The organism is Mycobacterium sp. (genome assembly GCF_965229105.1).
Taxonomy (GTDB): Bacteria; Actinomycetota; Actinomycetes; order Mycobacteriales; family Mycobacteriaceae; genus Mycobacterium.
In genome coordinates, this window is the sequence record NZ_OZ245858.1 from 1,072,068 (window position 1) to 1,095,921 (window position 23,854).

Below are 23,854 nucleotides of genomic sequence, written 5' to 3' on the forward strand. Positions count from 1 at the left end.
CGGCTTCCCGCACTAGGGTGTCCGGATGGCTGTCACCTGGCTGGGCGAACCCGAGGCGCACGACTACGACGCCGCCGCCGATTATCTGAGCCTGCTCGCCGACCCGGACACGGTCAGCAAGACCGTCGCGAATCTCAAGGCCGCGAAGCCGGTCTATCGCAAGGCCAAGGATATTCTCCGGGCCGCCAGCCTGGCCCTGCTGCCGGAGACCAATGTGCGGGTGCGGGGCGATCTGAAGAAGATCAGCGACGGTAAGAAGCTATCGCCGATCCTGCTGGTCCGCGGCAACGGACCCAAGGCAGTCAATCTCCAGATCGCCGACGGCTACCACCGGGTGTGTGCCAGCTACCTGACCGATGAAAACACCGACATCCCCTGCCATTTGGCCCCCTGGGGATGACATTCGGGTTCGGCACCCTGGCCCTGCTCGTCATCGTCGGGCTGACCGGACCGGTGCTGTCGGTGGTTCCACATCTGCGGGTTCCGGTGGTGGTCGGCGAGCTCCTGGCCGGTGTGGTGCTCGGTAAGACCGGCTTGGGGCTCATCGATCACACCGACCCGACGTTCACGCTGTTCGCCGATATCGGCTTCGCGCTGGTGATGTTCGTCGTCGGCACCAATGTTCCGGTCCGCGACAAGGCAATGCGGTCGTCGGTACCCGGGGCGTTGGCTCGCGCGGTGCTGGTCGGGGCGGTGGCGGCCGGTCTCGGGGTGGGTATCGCGTCGGTGTTCGATACCGGGCATGCGGCGCTCTACGCGGTGTTGATGGCGTCATCGTCGGCGGCCCTTGCGCTGCCGATCATCGAGAACCTCGGGCTGACCGGACCGCCGGTGCTCTCGGTGACCGCCCAAATCGCCGTCGCCGATACGGCCTGCATTGTGCTGCTGCCGTTGGTCATCGACCCCAGCCGGGCACCACGCGCCGCACTCGGGTCACTGGCCGTCGCGCTCTGCGCGGCCGTCCTGTTCGTGATCCTGCGCCGCGCCGACACCACGGGCCTGCGAAGGCGGTTGCACAAATACTCGCGTAAACACCAGCTGGCGTTGGAGCTGCGGCTGAGCCTGGCCATTCTTTTCGGCCTCGCAGCGCTGGCGGTCAGCACCCACGTCTCGATCATGCTGGCGGGCTTCGCCCTCGGCCTGGCCATCGCCGGGATCGGCGAACCCCGCCGACTGGCCCGCCAATTGTTCGGTGTGACAGAGGGTTTCTTCGGTCCGCTGTTCTTCGTCTGGCTCGGCGCGTCCCTACAGGTGCGTGATCTCGCCGCCAACCCCGGCTTCATCCTGCTCGGTGTGTGCCTCGGCGCGGGCGCGGTGCTGGCCCATGCCGTCGGCAGGGTGCTGCGGCAGCCGCTGAACCTGGCCATCTTCTCTGCTGCGCAACTGGGGGTGCCCGTCGCAGCGGCAACCATCGGCACCCAGGAACAACTGCTGCAACCGGGGGAGCCTGCCGCTCTGATGCTCGGGGCAATCCTGACCATCGCCGCCACGTCGATCGCGGGCATATTCGCCGCGCGGCGTCAGACGAGGGCTACAACGCCGTCCGGTCCGATAACCCCGCCCCCGCCCGATGGGCGTTCGGACTCACCCCAAAAGCCCGTTTGAAGGCGCTGCTCAGCGCGAACGGGGTGCTGTAACCCACCTGCCTGGCCACCGCGGCGATGGTGGTGTCCCCGCGGCGCAGCAGATCGGCCGCCAGCGCCAACCGCCAGCCGGTCAGGAAGGCGATCGGCGGTTCGCCGACCAGTTCGGTGAACCTGCGGGCGAACACTGCACGTGAACAGCCCACTGCCGCAGCAAGATTCGCCACCGTCCAGCCGTGCTCCGGATTGTGGTAGATCAACCGCAGCGCCGGGCCGACGATATCGTCATCCGCCGCCTGCCACCAGCGGGGCGCGTTCCCGGCGTGGTCGAACCACGTCCGCACCGCGCCGATCAGCAGCAGGTCGAGCAGTCGGTCCAGGAATGCCTCCTGGCCGTTCGTATCCCGGCCGGCTTCGGCACTGAGCATGTCGATCAGCGGGGTGTCCCACTCATCGGCCCGCACAACCACCAGCGCCGGCAATGCCTCAAGCAACCGGGATCCGACCGCACTGTGGCCCTCGTAGGCGCCGATCACCGCGCGAGCCGACCCGGCGGCGCTGTTGCCCCAGGTGCGAACACCCACCGCCATCTCGAAGCGCAGATCCGCACCGGTGCCGGTCGTACAGCGCTGCCCGGGGTGGATGACAACCTGCGGCGGGGTATCAGGATCGTCGGCGAAGAGGTAGTGCTCGGTACCGCGCGCCAGCGCTAGATCACCGGGCCCGAGCCAGGTTTGGCCGCCATCCTGCCCGACGATCACCGACGATCCGTGGGTCTGACAGATCAGCGTCAACGGCGCCTCGTCCTGAATGCGCATCGACCACGGTGGCTCGAGTGAGAGCCGCAGAATGAATGCCCCGCGGGCCCGCACTCCGTCGAGCAACCCGACCAGCGCGTCCACGTCGGGAGCCTAACTCCAAGCGGGTTCGTCACGTCCGTACATGGGTAGGCCCAAACGATGAATTCAGTGACACCCGAACGCACCGGTCGCCGGACTACCGTCACCAATTGGGTGTTGGCGCTGTTGACGATCCCCGGTGCCGCCGCCGTCATGCTGTTTTCCTATGGCGCCGTCATGGGGGCCGCGGCGTGCAGCACTCAGGGGTGCGATCACCTGCCGTCCGAAGCCGTCTACACCGTGATGCTCTACGCACCGCCGGTGATCGCCGTGGTGACCGTGGTGCTGAGCTTCTTCACCGCCCGACGCCCCCGCGGCTTCGTGGTGCCCGTGGTGGCGTGGCTTCTGCTGATCGCGGACGTGGCGGCGATGGCGTTCGCGTTCCAGCATTGAGGGCGAGACGATCGCGTATGTCATCGAGACCGTAGGCCATGTTGCGTCTTGGCCGTGAGCGGTTGGCTGGTGTGATGAGCACCAGCCCCTACCTCGTCCTGACGGCCACGGCAGCCATCGGAAGCGCCGCCGTCGGCGGCCTGTTCTACGCCTTCTCGACATTCGTCATGCGGGGCCTCGACCGCGTCGACCCGACGGCCGCCGTCACCGCAATGCGCGGTATCAACGCCGAAGCCCAGGCCAACCCCGCGTTCCTGCTGATGTTCTTCGGGTCCACGCTGCTGGCGCTGGCCGTCGGGGTCGTCGCGGCGCTGCACCTGCGTCAACCGGGCTCCGGTTATCTCCTCGCCGGCGCGGCCCTGACGTTGGTGGCCGCCGTGGTGACGATCGCGTTCAACGTGCCGCTGAACGACCGGCTGCAAGCGCTGGACCCGGCCACCCTCACTGGCGCCGAGGTCGCCACCGCGTGGCAGGCCTACCTCGGGCCGTGGACCGCGTGGAACCACCTGCGCACAGTGGCACCGCTGCTCGGATCGGCGCTGCTGCTACTGGGTCTGCGCTACCGCTGAGGCAGCACGTGCTTACCGCGGAACGTCCGGCCCACCACCAGGGCGGCGATGAGGGTCAACGAGCCGGCGATCGCCGCGGTGGGCGCGATACCAGAGTCGAACGCGACCCGCGCTGAGTCCATCAGCATCTGCGACCCACCCCCGGGCAGTGTCTTGGCGACCGAGCTGGCACCGCTGATGCTCTCTGCTGCGTCGGCCGTCTGGGTGGGCGTGAGACCGCTGGGGACAACGACATTGGCGCGGTAGAAGGCGCTGAAGATGGTGCCGAGCATCGCGGTGCCCACGACGGCCCCCAGCTCATAGGCGGTCTCGGACACCGCCGACGCCGCCCCGGACTTCGCGGCAGGCACCGATGCCACGATGACATCGTTGGAGATGGTCTGCGACAACCCGACGCCGAACTCCAAGACGATGAACGAGATGATCACCGCGGTGATCGACAGATCGTGGCGGAAGACCAAGATCATGAAGAAGCCGACGGACACCGCGAGCAGTCCCGTGACGATAAGAGTCTGGGGGGCATAGTGTTTCGCCAGCTTGACCACGCCGATACCAGCGATCATCGATACCACCGCGCCTGGCAGCGTCACCAAACCGGCCGCCAGCGGGCTCAGCCCGAGCACCAGCTGAAGATGCTGGGACATGAAGAAGATGAACCCGATAAGCCCGACGATGGACAGGAAGTTCGCCAGCACCGAGGAACTGAATGGCGCGTGCTTGAACAGATCCATATCGAGCATCGGTGTTGCGCTGCGCTTCTGGCGGCGTACGAACAGGACGCCAGAACTGATCCCGACGACGAACGCGGCGAGCACGGCAACCGAGGGGCCGTCGTGCGCGACGGTTTTGATCGCCCAGACGAACGGCAGCATCGCCACGAAGGACAGCACGATGCTGATCGGGTCTAGTGGGCCGGGGTTGGGGTCACGCGATTCAGGCACCAGCCGCGGTGCGAGCACCAGCAGTGGCAGCAGGACCGGGATGGCGATCAGGAACACCGCGCCCCAGTGGAAGTGCTGCAGCAGCACGCCACCGATGATCGGGCCCAGCGCTGAGCCGGCGGTGAAACACGACGCCCAGATCGCGATCGCGAGCCGTCGCGCGGAGGCGTCGGCGAAGATGTTGCGGATCAGCGACATCGTCGATGGCATCAGCATCGCGCCGAAGACACCGAGCGCGGCGCGCGCGATGACCAGGAATTCAGCGCTCGGCGCGAAGGCGGCCACGGCCGATACCACCGCGAAACCGCTGGATCCGATGATCAGCAGCCTGCGCCGACCGACCCGGTCACCGAGACTGCCCATCGCGACCAACAGTGCGGCAAGCACCAGCGAGTAGACGTCGACGATCCACAGCTGGGTGGAGGCAGCGGGTCGGAAATCTTCGGCGATCACCGGCAGGGCAAACGCCAGCACGGTGTTGTCGATGGCGACCAACAGCACCGGCAGCAGCAGAACGGACAACGCCAGCCACGCACTGCGCGGCGTGTGTGGGGTAGACGAATTCGCCACGGCGTCGAGGCGGGTAGACATGTGGTGCTCCTGTAGTGCAGATGATGCGTATGTGGGAGGTCGGATCAGACCTGCTGGGGGTTGATGGTGCCTTCGGTCAGGCTGTCGATGATCGCGTCGACGATCTGGTGCTTGGGTGTGTGGTCGACGCGGGCCGCTTCGGACCCGGCATCGATCAGCGCCCAGAACACCCGTCGGGCCCAGCCTGGCGGTATCGCCGTACACGACATCCTGGTGAGCACCTCCCCGATGGCCTCGTCGCCGGTGTCGAGGTGCGCCCGCAGTTCGGGGTCCGCCCGCACGCTCGGCTCGTTGTAGACGAAAAGAAAAATCTGGCCCAGATCGAGGTGGCTTTCGACCACGCGTCGCAAGGCGGCGATCGGCGGGCCGCAGGTCGGGTCCGCCTCTTCGATGGCGGCGGTGCTCAGCGCGTGCACGTGCAGGGCCAGCGCGCGGATCAGGTCGCTGCGCTCGGGGTAGTGCCGATGCAGGGTGCTGCGCCCAACGCCCGCGGCGGCGGCGATATCGCTCAGAGCGGCGGCGGGGTTCTCGACCAGCACCGTCATGGCGGCCTCGAGAATTGCCTTCCGGGTGCGGGCGCGCGGCCCGCTATCCTCCAGCAATTGCTCGGTCATGAGCCAAAATATAACACAAAAACCTCAAAATGAGACAGTCATGTCCCATTCATGGTTTATTCATGTCGGCGGTGCGAAACCGGTGCTCTCCGATGGTGGCGCGCTGGGTCCAGGTCCCTGTTGACCTGATGGCGGCGCCGGCGGACCCCAGTACGGCGGCGGGGGTCCCTGCTGGGCCGGGGCATACGGCTGTGGCGCGGCCGCGGCCAGCCTGGTCAGTTCACGTCGATGCCGTTCGGCCAGCACCGCGGCGAGGACGAACTGCGGGGGCGTCCCCGGTGGCGGTGGCGGCGATATCTGAGCGGTCACCTCACCCGCGATCCGGTAGGCCATCTGATCGCGCAGTGCAGGTTCGAGTTGTGTTGCACGGGAGAGGAATTGGCGGGCCAGCTCAACCTGCTCCTGGCGCAGGCCCGACAGCTGCAACGATGAGGCCCACCATCCCAGCGACGGCGGCATAACCGGTGGCGGGCCCAGCTTCGGTCCGCGCTCGCTGATCACCAGGGTGCCGGCGAAAACGTCGCCGATCCGTTTGCCCTTGGACGACAGCAGGCTGCAGATGACTGCGGGTCCGCCGGTGAACGTCCAGATCTCGATCACCGAGGCCAACGCCCGAAAGAGAGCCTGGCGGAAGCGTTCCGGCCCACCGTCCTCGGCGACGACGCGCAGGCCCATTGCCATCTTGCCCAGCGATCGGCCCCTGGTGGCGACCTCGAATACCAGCGGATACCCGACCAGTACCAGCACCGTATAGATGATCAGCACCGCAGCCGAGAGCGCTGAATCGAATTCGCTCAGGCTGGTCGCCCACAACACCACGCCGAGGATGTAGAGAAACACCATCACGGATACGTCGATCAGCGCACCGACGGCCCGGACCGGCAGTTGAGCGATCTGCACATCGAGGACGACGGCGTCGCCGGTCACCACCGTGCCCGCCGGCGGCGGTGACGTGTACGGCGTTGCCATACCGGCGACGCTACTAGACTTCGTCCGGTGGATGTCGACGCGTTCGTGCTTGCCCACCGGGCGACGTGGGATCGACTGGAGGCACTGGTCAAACGGCGTCGACGGCTCACCGGCGCAGAGGTCGACGAACTCGTCGAGCTGTACCAGCGGGTGTCGACGCACCTGTCGTTGGTGCGGTCCACCTCATCGGACTCGGTTCTTATCGGGCGTCTCTCGACATTGGTCGCCCGCGCCCGCTCGGTGGTCACCGGCGCGCACGCACCGCTGTGGCGCGAATTCGTCCGCTTCTGGACGGTGTCCTTCCCGGTTGTCGCCTATCGGTCGTGGCGCTGGTGGCTGGGGTCAGCGGTGGGGTTCTTCGTCGTGGTGTTCGTGATCGGTATCTGGGTGGCGCACAACCCAGATGTGCAATCCGCGATCGGGACACCTTCGGATATCGACCAATTGATCAATCACGATGTCGAGTCGTACTACAGCGAGCACCCGGCAGCATCGTTCGCACTTCAGGTGTGGCTGAACAACTCCTGGGTGGCCGCCCAGTGCATCGGCTATTCGATCGTGCTCGGCATCCCGATCCCGCAGGTGCTGTTCGATAACGCGGCCAACCTCGGCGTCATCGGCGGATTGATGTTCCATGCTGGTAAGGGCGGGTTATTTGTCGGGCTGCTGCTACCGCACGGGCTGCTCGAATTGACCGCGGTGTTCCTCGCCGCCGCCGCCGGGATGCGGCTGGGCTGGTCGGTGATCGCCCCTGGAAACCGGCCGCGCGGACAGGTTCTGGCCGAACAGGGTCGGGCGGTGGTGTCTGTCGCGGTCGGACTCGTTGTCGTGCTGCTGATATCAGGTCTGATCGAAGCGGTGGTCACACCGTCGCCGCTGCCGACCTTCGTACGCATCGGGATCGGCGTCCTCGCCGAGGCCGCCTTCCTCAGTTACGTCATCTATTTCGGCCGCCGAGGGGTGCGGGCCGGGGAGACCGGCGATATCGAGGACGCCCCCGACCTCGCGCTTGCCCGCTAGCGCCATCCCGCGAGCAGTCGCAAATGACCCCCGACACGCCGGGGGTGAAGGGATGCTTGCGTCTGCTCGCGCAAAAGAAGGACTGGGACGGGCTAGAGCTTGCCGCTGGCTTTCATCGCCAGGTAGCGATCCGCCAGCGCGGGCGCCAACTCCTCCGGCGGGGCATCGACCACCTCGACGCCGCTGCGCCGCAGCCGGGACGCGATCGCCCGCCGCTCGTTACGGGACCGCTCGGCGGCGGCCGCGTCGTACACCTGCGCGGCATCGGAGCGTCCGGCCGCCAGAGCATCGACCCGTGGGTCGGCGACTGCCGCAACGATCACCTGATGTTTGGCCGACAGCCGCGGCAGGACCGGCATGAGGCCGTCGTCGAGCGCTGACGCGTTCAGGTCGGTCAGCAGCACGATCAATGCTTGGCGACGGGTACGCCGCAGGATGGTGGCAACCATTGCCGCCGAATCGGATTCGATCAGCGCGGGCTGCAGGGGGGCCATTGCTGCGACGAGTTGGGCCAGGAGTTCGGTGCGCGAGGCGCCGACCACCGCCGCCCTGGCCACCTGGTCGTGTGCGAGGAAATCCACGTGATCGCCGGCTCGGGATGCTAAGGCGGCCAGCAGTAGTGCGGCATCAAGTGACCAGTCCAGGCGTGGCCAGCCACCCGGGTCTGACGCGGTCGGATCGACCCCGACTCGGCCCGCGGAGGTCCGTCCGGTGTCGACGACGATGACCACCCGGCGGTCGCGTTCGGGGCGCCACGTCCGGACCACCACATCGGCGCGCCGGGCGGTGGCTCGCCAGTCGATGGACCGGACATCATCGCCGACGACATATTCACGCAGAGAATCGAATTCGGTGCCCTGGCCGCGGATGAGTACGGGCAGCAGGCCGTCGAGCTCACGCAGCTTGGCCAGCCGTGACGGCAGGTGCTTGCGCGACAGGAAGGGCGGCAGGATCCGTGCCGTCCACGGCACATGGTGAGAGCTCTGCCGGCCGGCCAGGCCCAGCGGGCCGATCGACCGCGCCGTCACCACCGCGGACAGCTGGTCACCGCGCCGGACCGGACGCAACCGCGTGTCCACCCGCTGGCGTTGCCCGGGCGCGATATCCACCTCATGCGTGCGGGGTTCGGACCTCGCGCTGGGCGCCCACGCATCGCGCACGAGTCCGCGGAATCTGCGCTTTCCTGTGTTGGTCACCAGCAGTGCGATATCGACAGGCTCGCCGAGGCGCGCGGAGGTGTCACCCGTGCGGGTCAGATCCAAGCGGCTGGTACTGGCTGCCATCGCGATATCCGCGGCGATGACAACCAACAGTGCCGCCAGCATCGCCACGAATAGTGTTGCGGGCCAGGGCGCTACCGCGATGGGCAGGATGCAGATCAGTGCAACCAGCCCGACGCGGCCGGTGAGAACCACTACCGCGGCACCGGAACTGCGGCCAGGATGCCGTCAAGGACACCGTCGGTGGTGGCGCCTTCGAGCTCCGCTTCGGGACGCAGCGCGATGCGATGCCGCAGTGTCGGTTTCGCCATCGCCTTGACGTCATCGGGGGTCACGTAATTGCGGCCCGACAGCCATGCCCATGACCGGGCGGTCCCCAGCAGGGCGGTCGAGCCGCGGGGTGACACGCCGAGTTGCAGCGACGGTGACTGCCGGGTGGCACCCACGACATCGACGATGTAGCCCAGCACCTCGTCGCCGACCAGGACCTGGCGGACCGCGTTGCGGCCGGCGGCCAGTTCGGCGGGTCCGGCCACCGGGCGGATCGAGGACAGATCCCGCGGGTCGAAACCGTGCGCGTGGCGGTTGAGGATGGCGATCTCCTGATCCCGCGGTGGCAGCGGCACATTCAGCTTCAGCAGGAAGCGGTCCAGCTGGGCTTCGGGCAGTTGGTAGGTGCCCTCGTATTCGATCGGGTTCTGCGTCGCGGCCACGATGAACGGATCAGGTAGCAGTCGGGGATCCCCGTCGACGCTGACCTGGCGCTCCTCCATGGCCTCCAACAGTGCGGCCTGCGTTTTGGGTGGGGTCCGGTTGATCTCGTCGGCGAGCATCAGGTTGGTGAACACCGGGCCCTCACGGAACGCGAACGCCGCAGTGCGGGCGTCGTACACCAGGGACCCGGTGACATCGCCCGGCATCAGATCGGGAGTGAACTGGACGCGTTTGAATTCCAGCTGCAGCGCCGCCGCCAAAGTCCGCACCAATAGTGTCTTCGCCACGCCGGGAACACCTTCGAGCAGCACATGGCCTCGGCACAACAGTGCGATGACCAGACCGCTGACGACGGCCTCCTGGCCGACGACCGCCTTGGCGATCTCGGACCGCAAATCAAGGAGCGCAGCGCGGGCCGATTCCGCTGTTGCGGGGGAACCGGTCTGGGTGGAAACGGGGGGTGGCTGCGTCACGAGTGAGCGACCTGCCTTTCGATGTTGTCGAGTGCATGAGCAAGGTGGAGCAGGTCGTCGTCGGTCGCCGGTGCGGGACCGAACAAGTTATGGTGCAGCGCTTGGGGATCGGTCAGGTTACCGGCGCTGCGCGCGATGATCGTGGCGATGATGGCCGGCGGCTGGGCGTTGACACCCAGTCCCAGACGAGGCGAGAGCCGTTGCAAGGTGGCAGTACGCAATGCCTCGGCCGCCCGGTCGCGCGCCCGCCGTGACCGGTAGAGCCGACCGCGGCCCTCGACGGTCTCGGAAGCACGGACCACCACCGGAAGGTCCTCGGTGACCAGCGGGCCCATCCGCCGGATCTTCCACAGCGCGATCAGTGCCACCGCCAGCCAGGCCTGCCAGATCATCCAGCCGACCTGTGGGGGGACGAGGTCGGCAATCGTTGCGCTACCTGAGTTTTCGCCATCCGGGTGCTGCGGCGCATACCAGACCAGATGTGGCCGGGCGCCGGCCAGGTTCATGGCAAGCGCGGCGTTACCTTCACTCAGCAGTGTCGAATTGGTCATGAAATCGGCACTACCGACGACCGTGATGGTGCGCTGGCCGTCGCGATACCGCACCAGTGCACCGCCGTAGCAGCTGGTGACATCGGGGGCATCGTCGGTGGCCTGGTAGGCGTCGGTCGTCCCGAGCGAGACGATCCCGGCTTGTGTCACCTCGCGTAGATCGCAGTCCGGCGTGCCGTTGAGCGTCAGGGGCGGTGCGCGCCGCAGATCTGGTGCCAACGCCTCCCTGGTGCGCGAAGTCGGTTCGATCAACAGCAGATCCGCCGGCGTCTCGCTAAGTCCGCGCAGCCGATCGGGATCGGCGGTGAAGTCGGTCTGTGCGACCAACAACAGCGAGTTGTCGCGTACCGCTTGCGCTGCCTGGGCCGCGGTATCGGCGACTGTCACCTCCACCCCACGGTCGCGCAGCAGGGCGACCAACGCATGCGCACCGTCAGGCGAGGTGGACTCCGGGTCCATCCGACCGCCGGGTCGCGGTGCGGTGAGCCACGCGCTGATCAGGGCGAGGATCGTGATGACGACGAGCGCCAACCCCGCCCACCGCCACGTGCGCCACCGGTGCGAGACGGTCGGAGTCACCGACGTGGACGTCATCGCACCTCCACCCAGGTATCTCCGACAGGTCCCGGACCGGCCTGTGCACCGACGGTGGCGGCCGGTTGCGTCCTGAGGTGTTCGTCGAGCTCGGCGACGGTGCGGTAGGCGACCTGTGTGCCGGGCACTTCGCCGTAGGTGACGTCGTTGAACGTTGTTGCCGCGGTGGAAAGTTCAGCAGCCAACCGGGGGATCGACAGGCCCGCGTCGCGGGCCAGCTCATTCGCGGTGCGGCCAGGCACCGGATCTAGTACCCCGGTCTCCTCGAGCTGACGGGCGATGGCGCGCAGGCGATGCCGGATCGCCGCCGCCCAGTCGCCCCGCGCCGCATACTGCTCGGCAGTTGCGCGGTGCTCGGCAGCACTGAGGTCGGTGGTGCCGAAAAGCTGATAGTCCGTGCCTCGGTTGGTGCGCATCGTGCGCCGGGCAACCCGGATGGCGACAAAGACTGCGACCGCGACGAGGATCAACAACAGCACAATGGTGAGCCAGCCGCCGGGCACCGAGGCGCCTTTGAGGAGAATCCGGTACAACAGCTCATCCAACCAGCCCGATAACCGTTGCATGAACCCCTCTTTGGGGTATATCGGCTTGCTCAGTTCCTGCTGCGCGGCCTCATGGGCGGCATCGCGATCGATGTCTACCGTCGACACAGCGTGCTGATCCTCACTGCCGCGTCAGCCACAGATGATCGGTGGAATCCGACGGTGCACCCGCACCGGCGGCACCGGCGCCGGTGCGCAACACCAGATCGAATGCCTCAGCGCGCATGCGCCGGTCGGTGTAGAGCAGCACGGTGACGCCCGCGACGAACGGCGTCGTGATGATCTGCCCGATGATCGCGCCGATCGTGGCCAACACCGTGCCGAACAGGATGGCCGAGGTGGTATCGGTGCCGGCGACAGCGTTACCGATGGCGAACGGTATCGCTATCGCGCCTGCGACCGCCCAGGTGACCACACTGGCCAACAAGCGAATGCCGAACACCCGAAGAAAGTCGTTGCGCACCAACGCGAAAGAGCGTCGGATGGCAGCCACGATGGGCTGGCGTTCGAGCACGATAGCCACCGGCGCAAAGGACAACATGGTGCCCAGGTAGATCAGGGCGGCCAAGACTCCGAACCCGAGCGGGATTCCGATCACCGCGGCGACTGCGCCGTTGGCGGCGGCCGCGGCGGCGAAGATGATCAACACGACCAGCGCGATCAGCACCACCGCGCCAAGGCCTTCGAGCAAGGCGAGGCCGAGCAACGGCAGGATGCGACCGCGGATCTTGGCCCAGGCCTCGCCGATGGTGATCGACGAGCCGAACACCGAACGACCCACGATGACGGTGAGCATGCCGCTGAGCACGATGGCTGCCAGGGCCTGCACAAGCGCGCTGACCGCCGACGTCGCCGACGCTCCGATCAGCCCGACCTCCGAGGTGCTATCTCCGCGCAGCGCATCCAACTGTCCGATCGCCGCAAGGGGGCCGAGCTGAATGAACAGGCCGAGCACCTGGGTGATGATCACCACGACCGCCGTCAAACCAAGCGTGGCCTTCGGATTACGCCGGACGTAGATGACCGCGCCGTTGAAGATATCGCTGAGGCTCAGTGGCCGTAGCGGGATGATGCCCGGCTTGAAATCCAGCTGCGGTGGCGCCGGATAACCCGGCGGCGGGTAACCGGGATAGCCCGGCGGCGGCCCGTAACCGGGCGGTGGCCCGTAACCAGGTGGCGGCCCGTAACCAGGTGGCGGATAGCCGGGGGCCGGATAACCCGGAGGCGGGTACCCGGGAGCCTGATAGCCGGGTGGCGGTCCGTAACCGGGCGGCGGATAGCCGGCCGGCGGCGGATATCCCGGGGCGCCCTGTGAGGGAGGGCCATAGCCTGGCGGCGGTGGATAAGCCTCTGGCGGCCAACCGGGTCCCGTGGGGGGAATGCTCACCGGCCGACACCCCCGTCGTCGTTGCTCATGGTCACCATCCTGTCGATGACTGCCGAAATTGACAACGTGCTCCCGCACTGGCGCGCTGTCGGGGCGCGTAGCGTTTCGCTCATGGCCGAACTCAAGGACAGGCTGCGGTCTGATCTGACCGCAGCGATGAAGGCGCAGGACAAGCTGCGCACCGCGACCCTTCGGATGCTGTTGGCCGCTATCCAGACCGAGGAGACTGCGGGCAAAGCGCCGCGCGAACTCACCGACGCCGACGTGGTCAAGGTGCTGTCCCGGGAGGCAAAGAAGCGCGGTGAAGCCGCCCAGATCTACATCACGAATGGTCGCGGCGAATTGGCCGCCAATGAACGCGCCGAAGCCAGCGTCATCGACGACTACCTGCCGACGCAGCTCAACGATGACGAGCTGGCGCACGTCGTGAACACCGCGATCGCGCAGGTGACCGAGGAAATCGGGCACCAGCCCGGCCAGAAACAGATGGGCCAGGTTATGAAGGCCGCCAACGCAATTGCCGCGGGTAACGCCGACGGTGCGCGTATCTCGGCCGCCGTCAAAGATCGGCTCTGAGCCTCGATCAGATGCGCCAGAGCGCTTCCTGTGCGGTGCTCGCGATCAGCGTGTCCGCCCGGTCATAAAGCGAACCGTGCACCAGCCCGCGTGAATCGCCGGTGTTGGCGGCGTTGACCTCATACCGGTGCCACTGGTTCGGGTCGAACGACCGGTGAAACCAGACGGAATGATCCAGGCTGGCGGCGAATCCGCTGCCGGGGGTCAGGGGCGTCCCCGGTGGGCGGGCGACCGGAACGGGTCCGAAATCGGACATGAAAGTCAACGTGCACGCCCGGATCAACGCATTGTTCTCGATCTCGTCTTTGGTTCTGATCCAGAACGGTGGCAACGCGAACACCGAGTCGTCCTCGGGTCTGGTCCGGATATCGAAGCGGCTGGCGAATTCGATATCCGGCGTTTTCGGTATCGCCTCGTCGAATTCGACGCCGGGGGTGGTCTCGGGGTACCAGTCGGTGCCCGGTTCGGGGCGGTGAAAAGAGGCGATCATCTCAAGAATGGCCTTGCCGTTCTGTACCGCGGTGACCCGACGGGTATCAAACGACCGACCATCTCGGGTGCGCTCAACCCGTAGTTCGATATCGACGCCGTATTGCCCGCCGCGGACGAAGTACAGGTGCAGCGACTGGGCGAGTTTGTCGGGTTCTACGGTCGCGCCGGCGGCGCCGAGTGCCTGAGCGGCGATCATCCCGCCGAACAACCGTGGGCCGGGGCCGCCCTGCGGGTTGGGGAAAACAAAGACGTCGCCGTCCCGGTCGAACTCCAGCAGTTGCGCAATCCAGCTCTTCTTGACACCTGTCATCAGGTGCCGACCCTAGCGGTTGGGCTGGTGGCGGCGGTAATCGTCAGGTGCTGGTCAAATCACGCTGACTTGGCGAAGTACTTTCTGCCGTCGCTGGCCATCCGGCCGAACCCCAATTGCAGCACCGGTGCGAGTGCTTTGAATGGCAACGCCAGCGCCGGTTTCGGCTCAAGGGCGACCGTCCAGATGAATTTGGTGCCACCTCGCTCCGGGGTGACGATGTAGTCCTCCGCGAAGCGGCGAAACAGCGGAGCGTTCGCTTCATAGATGTAGAACGAATAACCGTGGCCCTCGTCCCAGCGGAAGAAACGCTCGTGCACCTTCGCCGGGCCCAATCCGACTTCACGCAGGGTGCCGACCCCGAATGGTCGAGGTGAGAGCCAGGTCAACGACGAAACCGTCGACCCCCACGCCGATAGTGACTCATCCGAGGCCAACGACTCCCAGACCCGCTCAGGAGATGCCGCGTAATGCTGCTCGTAGGTAAAGACGTGTGGAGCAGTCGTGAACAGGTCCGCATCAGCAGACTCAAGGGGAAACCAGCGCGCCATGCCTGCAGAGCATGCGTGACAGCGGTTCTGATAACAAGTGCGGCGCTATCTCGGTGATCATCGGGCGTGATGTGATGGGCCCCCAGCGGGCGTCGGTGTCCGTGGCGCATCCGATGTGGTCCGAGGGTCAAGCATGCGCAGCTCAACTGTCCTGCGAGTTTACCTCAGTACGCGAAATCTCTTGGGCGCGAGAGTGTTCTAGCGGCGACGAGTAGATTTGTCGGCGTTTCGTTCAGCAACCTAGGGCTGGCATGGGCAGACGCGGACAGACACGTCTGCATCATCGAAATCGACTGCCTTGCAGCGGGTTCAGAAGCGTCTCCGCTTCGATTACCGCGGCTACCAGTCGGGAAGGAAAATTGAAAGGATCACTTTATCGTCCAGTATCTGGTGGGTGGTGGCCGTTATGCTTGTGTACGCAAAGATGTTGCTACGCAACCCAACTTATGAATTCGTTGATAGCGTTCGCGTTGTGTTCACGCCCCTCGATAGAACTGGCAAATCTGATTCCACTCGTGAGTGCCAGCGCTGCAGTGGGGCAATAGTGCAAGCGTCGGCGGCGAGGGCAGAATGCAACTACTGCGGCGGAAGTACGCTGTGCGCGAGTACCGGAAGCGTTCGCGGTGGGTCGGCCCCCGCACCGACCTTCGCTCCGTATCCATGCAGCTACGGCGACCCGTTCTGCGCTTACTGCGACCACTGGAATCCGCAGATCTATATTGATCTATCCCATCGACCGCCCCGGTCGCCCGGCGAGACTGGGGCGGGGTTAGACCAGTGAAATCCGAACAACCATCCCAGACCTCACCGCAAAGGACTCCGATGATGACGAAGCTGCTCAATTTCCGACCCATTCGCCGAACGATCATCGGCACCTGTGTGGCCGCTGCGGCAATGGTGGCCCTGGCCGCACCTGCACTTGCCGATCCGCCGCCCAACTGCACCGCCGGTGACCGGGCCCAGGTCGCTGCCTCTGTCTCGGCGGGCATGTCGGTTTACCTCTTCACCCATCCTGTCGTCAACGACTTCTTCACCGGACTCAAGGGCCAACCGGTGGATACCGTCAAGCCTCAGGTGCAGGCCTTTTTAGATGCCAACCCGCAGGTAAAGGCGGAGGTAGGAGCCATCCGCCAGCCGCTGGCAGATTTCCGTGCCCGCTGCGGAATCGAGCCCGGTCAGGCGTAGCTGCCCGAATAACGGATATGGACCACGAACGTGAGCAGCACCCCGACCTTCTCGTGTTCTATCGGATCCCACCGCTGTTTCTCTGAATGGATCCGCCGCTATCAGCTTCCATCACTTCGCGATATTTCGTGTATCCGCCACCCATAGTCAGGGCCAGGGCGCTGAGAGTTAGCGCGGAGAGCACCGCTCCGCCCGCCGCGGAATCGAATGGCCCGGTTTGGTTCTGGAATAACCCCACTAACACGTAAGCGGCAAGGAAAATCCATACCGCTCCGATGGAGCGGCCGGCCTCATCGGCTCGAACCTGTGCGATCGTGCTTAGGTTCCGCGCGTGGAAAGACCACACGGCGGTTAGGTACATACATACGCAATGCACGATAAACGCCAGCATTAGCATCGTGTCTGGCGCATTGGGACTGCCCTGAATATGCATCATCACCATGCCGAAAATGATCCAGGTATCGAGGGCGAAAAAGGTTGCGAGGATCACCCAGCCAGCTTGGACGGAATAGGCGAACGCGAGACCCAACAGCATGGCACCGCAAAGCGTGAGCAGCATTCCGACCGCACCAAGCGTCCCGAGTCCGGTCGTGCAGCCCTTGTCTGGGATGAGCGGAGCAAAGATGCTGACAGCGAATGTGATCAATCCGACAAAAAGGCCTCCCGCAGCCCAGCGCAGGGTGGATGTCTTGCTGAAAAGAGTGGTCATCCGAGGTCCAGTCCAGCGCAAAGTGTCGGTGGGATGTCTTCGTGCGACGACGGCGATGGTCACGACGGCAGCACACGGGATGGCCACTGCCCCGACGACCTGGACCACGTTGAGTGCCTGATCGGCAGCGACGTCTCCGGTAATGCACGACGTGGCTCCAGCGATCAACTCGATTGAAGTCATCGAACGATTGTGTCAAAGTACGCGGGGGTTTTTCGGCCTCTAATTATGAGGGCTTTTGGCTCTATCTGGAATAGGTTGCAGTTGCTGACATGCGAGGTATCAGCCCGCGAAAAGTGCTGCCAATCATCCGATGTTGAGAACACTTCATACCTGAGTCTGGCGAGTCAAGTATTCGGTACGGTTGTGCCATTAAAATACGGTGCTCGCGGGTGAGCCCAAGCCGTTTTGAATTCAGGTACTGGCAGCTCAACCAGCCGATCGCCACGCGCGCTGAGCTGCGATCCTGAGAAAGCCCAGAAAGGCAATGGGAAGTAAGGACTTTAGGCTCTAGGTGGCCAGAACATCGCATGTGACTGTGATCTTGTTCACCTTTCTTTTGGAATTTGTCATCTCGGGGAGAATGTCGTGTCCAAACAAACGGTTGCGCAGTCGCAGGTAGTTTCTAAGTCAGTCGTTCCGGTTGTCGCGGCAGCTTGTTGCACGCGCTACTTGGGCCGTGTGGGTGCTCTGGCAGTAGCGCTGGGCGTGGGTTCAGCGGTTGCTGCGATACCGGTAGCTCTTGCTGACACGTCAGGATTCTCGGGTTCGACCCGCTCAGGTTCGGACGCATCAACTGGCTCGTCGTCCCCGGTCTCATCCAAGGCGGGCGCAGGCAGCTCGTCGGCCGGCCATTCGTCGGGAGCTCGAGGCGGTGGCGCCAGCACCGGGACCCATGATCGCGGTACACCTCCGCGCCGCCACTCCGAGACCTCGATCGCCAGCGGCGATTCCGACGTGACATCGGCGTCAGCTTCCGCGGCCTACTCTGGCCGTGCGTCGGCGGCGGGTTCCGATGCGGCGGCGTCAACCACCGTCAACACGTCTGAGAGTTCGGCGGGGTCATCTGCCGCGGTGATCAAACCGGTTGTAGCTCCGACAGTGCCGGTGTTGACCGCCACCCCATTTGCGCGGGCCTCGGTCGGGTCGCTTTCCAGGCCGAGCGACACCCCGCTGTCCTGGCGTGGAGTTCTTGGCAATAGCGATTCGCCGACTGCTGCGCTCGCGATCTGGGCCGCGGCAGCGGTCGCGCGTCGTCAGGTGAGCAGCGATTGGGACACCACCCCGTCGGCGGCTGTCACAACCAGCGGAGAGCCGGAGTCTTCAGCGGCGGCTGTCACGGGCTGGTATCCGGGTGCGATTGTGCGAATTTTCATCGGCGACGGCACCGCCGCCAACCCCAATGGCGGCATTCTGCTCGGTAACGGCTATAGCTGGACCGGGCAGACCTGCTCGACTGGTTCCTGCACCGGCGGGAACGGCGGTCTGCTCGGCAGCGGCGGAGCGGGCTACAACGGCGGCAACGGCGGTTCGGCGGGCTGGTTCGGCAGAGGTGGTGATGGTGGCGCAGGTATGTCTGCTGGTGTCACCGGCGGCATGGGCGGTCATGGCGGACTGATCGCAGGCAACGGTGGTGACGGCGGCGTCGGTGGCGTGGGCGCCAACGGCGGTGACGGCGGCGGGACCGGTCTGCTGTCGGTGTTCGGCAGTGGCGGCGCGGGCGGCCGCGGCGGGAGCGGCACCAACGGCAGTTTTGGTGGTGACGGCACCGACGGGATCAACGGCACCGCCGCGTCCAAGAACGGAACAGCTGGTTCGGCTGGCGCCAACGGCGGCGACGGTACCAAGGGTGGCGACGGCGGTAATGGCGGCGACGGCAGTTGGATCTGGGGCCAGGGCGGAGCCGCCGGTTCCGGCGGCTCCGGCGGTTCGGGTGGCGACGGCGGTAAGGGTGGTGAGGGCGGCACCGGCTACTCCTCGCTCGCAAGCGGCGCCGGGGGCGCCGGGGGCGATGGCGCCCAAGGCGGCAACGGTGGCACCGGCGCCGACGGTGGCACCGCCGGCAGCGCGGGCACCGGCCGCCTCCTCGTCGTATTCGCCCTGGCGGGCGCCTCGGGCAGCGCGGGCAGTGCGGGTACCGGCGGCGACGGCAGCGACGGCGGCCTCGGTGGCGCTGCTGGATCCGGGTACGGCCTCGGCGGTTTCGACGGCGGTAAGGGCGGTGCCGGTGGCGACCGCGGTGTCGGCGGAACCGGCGCGGCCAACGGGATTGGCGGAAACGGCGCCAACGGTGGCGCCGGCGGTAGCGCCACCGGGATAAACGACGTCGCCGGTGCGGGTAGCGGTGGCGCTGGCGGCGACGCCGGTCTCGGCGGCCTGGTGGCCGGAAACGGCGGCAAGGGTGGCGACGCTACCGCCACCGGCGACCACACCTCGTCCTCGGCTGGTCGCGGTGGTCAAGGCGGCAACGGTTCAATTGGCAACGGCGGCAACGGCGGTGCCGGGGGCAATGCCACCTCGACAGGTGACGATTCCACCGCGTTTGGAAATGTCGGCGGTAACGGTGGTCAATCCACCCAGGCCAGCGGCGGTAACGGCGGCGCCGGCGGCAGCGCCACGCTGGTCGGAAAGCTTGTCACAGGCACCGGCGGCAAAGTCGCGGCGACAGGCGCTGCCGGTGGCACCGGTGGTGCCGGTGCGGTGGCCGGCGGTGCCGGCGGTAACGGTGGTGCGGCGTCCTCGACCGGGAATGACACCATCGCCGGTGGTGGCGCCGGCGGTAACGGCGGTGCCGGCGCTGTAGGTGGTGCGGCCGGTAGCGGCGGCAACGCCACCATGGTCGGTGACTCGAACAACTATTTCTACACCGGGTCGTTCGGTGGTTACGGCGGTGTCGGCGGCGCCGGCACGACCGGGAACGGTGGCGCCGGCGGTGCCTCTGGTAGCGCTACAACGACCGCTGTGACCGCCACGAGCACTCAGCCCCTCAACGCCTTCGCTGGCGGAATCGCTTTGGACCACCCCGACGTTGGTAAGGGCGGCGCCTCGACCAGCGCCACCGGCGGTGCCGGCGGTGCGGGCGGTAAGGCCAACCTGTTCGGTAAGTCGCCGGGTGGAGTCAGCTTCGGCGGTTCCGGTGGCGTCGGCGGTGCAGGCGGGGGTGCCGGCGGATCCGGCGGCAGTGGCGGCGGCGCGGTGGCGACCGCCACCAACACCCTCGAAGTCCACGGCGGCGACGGCGGTGGGGGCGGCAACGGCGTCGCCGGTAACGGTGGCAACGGCGGTGCCGGCGGCGATGCGACAGCTGTGACGACCGGCACCGGTGGTAACGGTGGCGGCGGCGGCAACTCCACCGGAGGCGGCACCGGTAAGGGCGGCTTCGGTGGAAGTGGTGGTACGGCTACCGCGACGACACCCGTCCAGGGCACCGACGGAGCTAACGGCACACCGTCACCGGTGTAGCCACGTGGCAGTGGCCGCACCGGCTTGTCGCGGACGACAAGCTATTTCGTCAACGTGAACTGACCAACATCGATCAAGCCGCTGCGGAACATGGGCGGGCAGCCGACCAGATACTTCATGTAGCGGTCGTAGACCTCTTCGGACTGGATGGCGATGGCTTCGTCCTTATGCGCCTCCAACGCCGCCGACCAATAGTCGAGGGTGGTGGGGTAGTGCTGCTGCAGCGACTGGAAGCGGGTCACGGTGAAACCGGGCTTGACGGCATGCGCCTCGACCATCCGCACCGACGGGAGCCGGCCGCCGGGGAAGATTTCCTTGACCATGAATAGGCAGAACCGGGCCATCTCCATGCTCAGCGGTATGGCTTTTTCGCGCACCTCGTCGGGATGCAGACCGAGGATGGTGTGCAACAGCATGACGCCGTCGTCGGGCATCGCGTCGTAGGCGAACGTGAAGAAATCGTCGTAGCGGTCGAAGCCGAAGTGTTCGAAGGCGCCGATGGACACAATGCGGTCGACCGGCTCGTCGAACTGCTCCCAGCCGCGCAGCTCCACGCGCTTGGAGCGGGGGCTGTCCGACGCGGCGAACAACTGCTCGACGTGCGCCTGCTGGTTCTCGCTGAGGGTCAGCCCGATCACGTTGACGTCGTAGCGCTCCAGCGCCCGGTTCAAGATCGAACCCCAGCCGCAGCCGACGTCGAGCAGCGTCATGCCCGGCTGCAGGCCGAGCTTGCCCAGCGCCAGGTCGATCTTGGCGATCTGCGCCTCTTCCAGCGTCATGCCGTCGCGCTCGAAGTAGGCGCAGCTGTAGGTCTGCGTCGGGTCGAGGAACAGGCGGAAGAAGTCGTCGGACAGGTCGTAATGCGCCTGTACGTTTTCGAAGTGCGGCTTGAGCTGCTTGGTCATGGCGATCAACGCCTTTCCGGAAGGCCGGTGGCATCTCTGAGGTCCCCCGACCATGCGCTACCCGACGTTCTCGCCTACCAACGGTAGCCGATGGCGCGGGAATCTACTGCAGACCAAGCTGTGTACTACGACGAAAGAAGGCTCTGAACTGGATGACCAGTCAGAGCCTTCTACCTGCAGTCGGGGTGGCGGGATTCGAACCCACGACCTCTTCGTCCCGAACGAAGCACGCTACCAAGCTGCGCCACACCCCGCGTGAAGCTTCGACAGCCTATCGCACCGGCCGACCTGGAAGCCAAACGCGTATCCGGGCCGCCCGGTGGCCACCCAACCTGCGACGTCGGGATGGATCTGGCGTGTCGGTGACGTTATGGATACTGACGCTTTATTAGCATTCCATGAGGAACGGAGACGACTATGACTGCTTTGGGAGCCGCGTTGTACGGCGGGTTCTTCGCATTGGCGGCGTTGTGGCTGTTTTTGACCTCAGAGGGCAGCCCCGTCGGCACCGAACCGGGTGGACCGGGTCAGGGCCAGCGACAGGACCTCTCGAATTCGACCAACCGTTCTGCCGAGTCGCTCGGGTCCAGTCCCATGCTGGTCAGCCACTCGTCGTTGAAGTAGGTATCGCTGTAGCGGTCGCCGCTATCGGCGAGCAGCGTCACCACCGAACCGCTGCGGCCTTCGGCGACCATTTCGGCCAGCAACTCGAATGCGCCGCAGATATTGGTTCCTGTTGACGGCCCGACTTTCCGGCCCAGCACGCGGCTAACGTGTCGCGCAGCGCCAACGGACGCCGCATCGGGTACCGCAATCATCCGGTCCACCACACCGGGCAGGAATGACGGTTCCACCCGGGGCCTGCCGATTCCCTCGATGCGCGATGACGCTCCGGTGACCACGTCTTTTCCTTGTACGAAGGAAGGGTAGAAGGCCGAGTTCTCGGGGTCCACCACGCACAGCCGGGTGGGATGTCGGCGATAGCGGATGTAGCGGCCCAGGGTGGCGCTGGTGCCGCCGGTTCCGGCCCCCACCACAATCCACGCCGGAATCGGATGTTGCTCATCGTGCATCTGCTGAAAGATCGACTCGGCGATGTTGTTGTTTCCCCGCCAGTCGGTAGCCCGTTCGGCGTTGGTGAACTGATCGAGGTAATGCCCACCAGTTTCGGCCGCCAGCAGTTCGGCCTCGGCGTAGACCATGCTGGATTTCTCGACGAAATGGCAACGCCCGCCCTGGGCTTGGATCAGGGCCACTTTGGACGCACTGGTCGATGACGGCATCACCGCGATGAATGGCAGGCCAAGCAGCGCAGCGAAGTACGCCTCGGAGACGGCGGTCGACCCCGACGATGCCTCCACCACGGTGGTGCCCTCGTCGATCCACCCGTTGCACAGCGCGTAGAGGAACAGCGACCGCGCCAGCCGGTGCTTGAGGCTGCCGGTGATGTGGGTGGTCTCGTCCTTGAGGTACAGCTGGACACCGCATTTACTCATCCATGACGACGGCAACGGGTAGCGCAGCAGATGGGTGTCCGCGCTGCGTCGGGAGTCGGCCTCGATGAGCCGCACCGCGTTATCGGCCCACTCGCGGGACCGACTACGGTCTGCGACGGGCGTCACCGCACAGCGGCAGTGGCGGTCGACTGACCACGGCTGCGGTGCCGATCTCCTACATCGGGCCCACCGATCGGCGCGGCAACGAGAGTCAGCAGCGTGGCCTCGGGCCGGCAGCAGAACCGCAACGGGGCGAATGGCGACGTGCCGATCCCCGCCGACACATACAGCCCCATATTGGCGCCCCACTGCGAGGGCCCCTTCACCCGTGAGCGGTCAATGCCGCAGTTGGTCACCAGCGCGCCGTAGAACGGGACGCAGAGTTGGCCGCCGTGCGTATGGCCCGCCATCACCAGCTGATACCCGTCGGCCGCGAAACGATCCAGCACCCGGGGCTCCGGCGAATGCGTCAGGCCCAGCCGCAGATTGGCCGCTGGGCTGGCCGGCCCAGCGATCGTGTCGTATCGGTCGCGCTTGATGTGGGGGTCATCGACGCCGGCCGCCGCGATGGTCAGACCGTTGACTTCGAATTCGCGTCGGGTGTGCGTCATATCGAGCCACCCGCGCTCGGTGAACGCGGCCCGCAGGTCCTGCCAGGGCAACGGCTCACCGTGGATGCGGGCCTCGGGCTTGATCAAATAGTTGGCTGGGTTCTTCATCCGCGGGCCGAAGTAATCATTACTGCCGAAGACGAACACGCCCGGCACCGACAGCAGGTCACCGAGGGCCTGTACGACGGCCGGCACCGCCTTGGGATGGGACAGGTTGTCGCCGCTGTTGACCACCAGGTCCGGCTCCCAGCGCGCGAGCTCGCGGATCCACTCCTGCTTATGGCGCTGATTGGGGCGCATATGCAGGTCGCTGATATGCAGCACCCGCAACGGCGTGGAGCCAGGGCTCAGCACCGGCATCGTCACCTCACGCATCACGAACGCGTTGCGCTCAATGACGGAGGCGTAGCCGATCCCGGCGATGACAGAGCCGAGGGTGACTGCGGCGGCGCTTTTCAGAACAGGCAATGCGGCAGGCATGTCAAAAGCCTACT

The 23,854-nt window shown here is 65.9% G+C and carries 23 protein-coding genes and 1 tRNA gene; 8 read left to right on the plus strand and 16 right to left on the minus strand.

Features of this window, described 5'->3' with window-relative positions; genetic code table 11:
* Window positions 1-25: 25 nt before the first annotated feature.
* Both ADBZ9O_RS05115 and ADBZ9O_RS05120 read left to right on the plus strand, forming a co-directional pair.
* On the plus strand, window positions 26-400 hold the full coding sequence (locus ADBZ9O_RS05115) for a hypothetical protein (RefSeq protein ID WP_526529014.1): 375 nt from the start codon (window positions 26-28) through the stop codon (window positions 398-400).
* On the plus strand, window positions 397-1,605 hold the full coding sequence (locus ADBZ9O_RS05120) for a cation:proton antiporter (protein WP_526529016.1): 1,209 nt from the start codon (window positions 397-399) through the stop codon (window positions 1,603-1,605). The genes ADBZ9O_RS05115 and ADBZ9O_RS05120 overlap by 4 nt, the downstream gene beginning before the upstream one ends.
* On the opposite strand, the gene ADBZ9O_RS05125 is transcribed toward ADBZ9O_RS05120, so the two are convergent.
* Window positions 1,532-2,485, minus strand: coding sequence for a helix-turn-helix transcriptional regulator (locus ADBZ9O_RS05125; RefSeq protein WP_526529018.1), 954 nt, complete (start codon window positions 2,483-2,485; stop codon window positions 1,532-1,534). The two genes, ADBZ9O_RS05120 and ADBZ9O_RS05125, sit on opposite strands and share 74 nt — an antisense overlap.
* A 57-nt stretch (window positions 2,486-2,542) precedes the next feature.
* Here ADBZ9O_RS05125 and ADBZ9O_RS05130 point away from each other — a divergent pair, with 57 nt between their 5' ends.
* Together ADBZ9O_RS05130 and ADBZ9O_RS05135 are read left to right on the plus strand one after the other, a co-directional pair.
* Complete coding sequence (locus ADBZ9O_RS05130; protein WP_526529020.1) at window positions 2,543-2,875, plus strand: hypothetical protein; 333 nt, start codon at window positions 2,543-2,545, stop codon at window positions 2,873-2,875.
* 74 nt (window positions 2,876-2,949) lie between these two features.
* Window positions 2,950-3,444 carry an anthrone oxygenase family protein gene (locus tag ADBZ9O_RS05135; RefSeq protein WP_526529022.1) on the plus strand — a complete coding sequence of 165 codons (495 nt, stop codon included), beginning with the start codon at window positions 2,950-2,952 and terminating at the stop codon, window positions 3,442-3,444.
* Here ADBZ9O_RS05135 and lfrA read toward each other — a convergent pair.
* From lfrA to ADBZ9O_RS05150, 3 genes are read right to left on the minus strand one after another with little or no spacing between them, the layout of a single operon-like run.
* On the minus strand, window positions 3,435-4,976 hold the full coding sequence (gene lfrA, locus ADBZ9O_RS05140) for an efflux MFS transporter LfrA (protein ID WP_526529024.1): 1,542 nt from the start codon (window positions 4,974-4,976) through the stop codon (window positions 3,435-3,437). The two genes, ADBZ9O_RS05135 and lfrA, sit on opposite strands and share 10 nt — an antisense overlap.
* Window positions 4,977-5,020: 44 nt before the next feature.
* Complete coding sequence (locus ADBZ9O_RS05145; protein ID WP_526529026.1) at window positions 5,021-5,590, minus strand: TetR/AcrR family transcriptional regulator; 570 nt, start codon at window positions 5,588-5,590, stop codon at window positions 5,021-5,023.
* A gap of 60 nt (window positions 5,591-5,650) precedes the next feature.
* Window positions 5,651-6,559, minus strand: coding sequence for an RDD family protein (locus ADBZ9O_RS05150; RefSeq protein WP_526529028.1), 909 nt, complete (start codon window positions 6,557-6,559; stop codon window positions 5,651-5,653).
* Between the two features lie 27 nt (window positions 6,560-6,586).
* Between ADBZ9O_RS05150 and ADBZ9O_RS05155 the strand changes: the two genes are divergently transcribed.
* Complete coding sequence (locus tag ADBZ9O_RS05155) at window positions 6,587-7,579, plus strand: stage II sporulation protein M (RefSeq protein ID WP_526529030.1); 993 nt, start codon at window positions 6,587-6,589, stop codon at window positions 7,577-7,579.
* 92 nt (window positions 7,580-7,671) lie between these two features.
* On the opposite strand, the gene ADBZ9O_RS05160 is transcribed toward ADBZ9O_RS05155, so the two are convergent.
* From ADBZ9O_RS05160 to ADBZ9O_RS05180, 5 genes are read right to left on the minus strand one after another with little or no spacing between them, the layout of a single operon-like run.
* Entirely contained in the window at window positions 7,672-8,994 is a 1,323-nt protein-coding gene (locus ADBZ9O_RS05160) for a DUF58 domain-containing protein (RefSeq protein ID WP_526529032.1), read from the minus strand.
* A complete protein-coding gene (locus ADBZ9O_RS05165; protein WP_526529034.1) occupies window positions 8,994-9,986 on the minus strand; it encodes an AAA family ATPase in 993 nt (330 codons plus the stop codon). The genes ADBZ9O_RS05160 and ADBZ9O_RS05165 overlap by 1 nt, the downstream gene beginning before the upstream one ends.
* Window positions 9,983-11,131 carry a DUF4350 domain-containing protein gene (locus tag ADBZ9O_RS05170; protein WP_526529036.1) on the minus strand — a complete coding sequence of 383 codons (1,149 nt, stop codon included), beginning with the start codon at window positions 11,129-11,131 and terminating at the stop codon, window positions 9,983-9,985. Before ADBZ9O_RS05170 ends, ADBZ9O_RS05165 begins: the two co-directional genes overlap by 4 nt.
* Window positions 11,128-11,784 carry a DUF4129 domain-containing protein gene (locus ADBZ9O_RS05175; RefSeq protein ID WP_526529038.1) on the minus strand — a complete coding sequence of 219 codons (657 nt, stop codon included), beginning with the start codon at window positions 11,782-11,784 and terminating at the stop codon, window positions 11,128-11,130. The genes ADBZ9O_RS05170 and ADBZ9O_RS05175 overlap by 4 nt, the downstream gene beginning before the upstream one ends.
* Before the next feature lie 13 nt (window positions 11,785-11,797).
* Window positions 11,798-13,207: a DUF7847 domain-containing protein gene (locus tag ADBZ9O_RS05180; RefSeq protein ID WP_526532847.1), complete on the minus strand. Its 1,410-nt coding sequence runs from the start codon at window positions 13,205-13,207 to the stop codon at window positions 11,798-11,800.
* Here ADBZ9O_RS05180 and ADBZ9O_RS05185 point away from each other — a divergent pair.
* Window positions 13,175-13,639 carry a GatB/YqeY domain-containing protein gene (locus ADBZ9O_RS05185; RefSeq protein WP_526532849.1) on the plus strand — a complete coding sequence of 155 codons (465 nt, stop codon included), beginning with the start codon at window positions 13,175-13,177 and terminating at the stop codon, window positions 13,637-13,639. The genes ADBZ9O_RS05180 and ADBZ9O_RS05185 overlap by 33 nt on opposite strands.
* Window positions 13,640-13,646: 7 nt before the next feature.
* On the opposite strand, the gene ADBZ9O_RS05190 is transcribed toward ADBZ9O_RS05185, so the two are convergent.
* Window positions 13,647-14,441 (minus strand): acyl-CoA thioesterase, encoded by a 795-nt coding sequence (locus tag ADBZ9O_RS05190; protein WP_526529040.1) that lies wholly within the window; start codon window positions 14,439-14,441, stop codon window positions 13,647-13,649.
* A 59-nt stretch (window positions 14,442-14,500) separates the two neighbouring features.
* Window positions 14,501-14,992 (minus strand): SRPBCC family protein, encoded by a 492-nt coding sequence (locus ADBZ9O_RS05195; RefSeq protein WP_526529042.1) that lies wholly within the window; start codon window positions 14,990-14,992, stop codon window positions 14,501-14,503.
* 822 nt (window positions 14,993-15,814) lie between these two features.
* Here ADBZ9O_RS05195 and ADBZ9O_RS05200 point away from each other — a divergent pair.
* Window positions 15,815-16,177: a hemophore-related protein gene (locus tag ADBZ9O_RS05200; protein ID WP_526529044.1), complete on the plus strand. Its 363-nt coding sequence runs from the start codon at window positions 15,815-15,817 to the stop codon at window positions 16,175-16,177.
* Between the two features lie 58 nt (window positions 16,178-16,235).
* On the opposite strand, the gene ADBZ9O_RS05205 is transcribed toward ADBZ9O_RS05200, so the two are convergent.
* Window positions 16,236-17,069 carry a hypothetical protein gene (locus ADBZ9O_RS05205; RefSeq protein ID WP_526529046.1) on the minus strand — a complete coding sequence of 278 codons (834 nt, stop codon included), beginning with the start codon at window positions 17,067-17,069 and terminating at the stop codon, window positions 16,236-16,238.
* A gap of 774 nt (window positions 17,070-17,843) precedes the next feature.
* On the opposite strand from ADBZ9O_RS05205, the gene ADBZ9O_RS05210 reads away from it, so the two are divergent.
* Complete coding sequence (locus ADBZ9O_RS05210; protein ID WP_526529048.1) at window positions 17,844-20,348, plus strand: hypothetical protein; 2,505 nt, start codon at window positions 17,844-17,846, stop codon at window positions 20,346-20,348.
* Between the two features lie 41 nt (window positions 20,349-20,389).
* Here the strand turns inward: ADBZ9O_RS05210 and ADBZ9O_RS05215 are convergent, their stop codons facing one another.
* From ADBZ9O_RS05215 to ADBZ9O_RS05230, 4 genes are all read right to left on the minus strand, one after another.
* Window positions 20,390-21,253, minus strand: a complete 864-nt coding sequence (locus ADBZ9O_RS05215; RefSeq protein ID WP_526529050.1) for a cyclopropane mycolic acid synthase family methyltransferase — start codon at window positions 21,251-21,253, stop codon at window positions 20,390-20,392.
* 180 nt (window positions 21,254-21,433) lie between these two features.
* Window positions 21,434-21,507, minus strand: a tRNA-Pro gene (locus ADBZ9O_RS05220).
* A 273-nt stretch (window positions 21,508-21,780) separates the two neighbouring features.
* Window positions 21,781-22,875 (minus strand): L-cysteine desulfhydrase Cds1, encoded by a 1,095-nt coding sequence (gene cds1, locus ADBZ9O_RS05225; protein WP_526529052.1) that lies wholly within the window; start codon window positions 22,873-22,875, stop codon window positions 21,781-21,783.
* A complete protein-coding gene (locus tag ADBZ9O_RS05230) occupies window positions 22,872-23,840 on the minus strand; it encodes a metallophosphoesterase (protein ID WP_526529054.1) in 969 nt (322 codons plus the stop codon). The genes cds1 and ADBZ9O_RS05230 overlap by 4 nt, the downstream gene beginning before the upstream one ends.
* Window positions 23,841-23,854 lie beyond the last annotated feature (14 nt).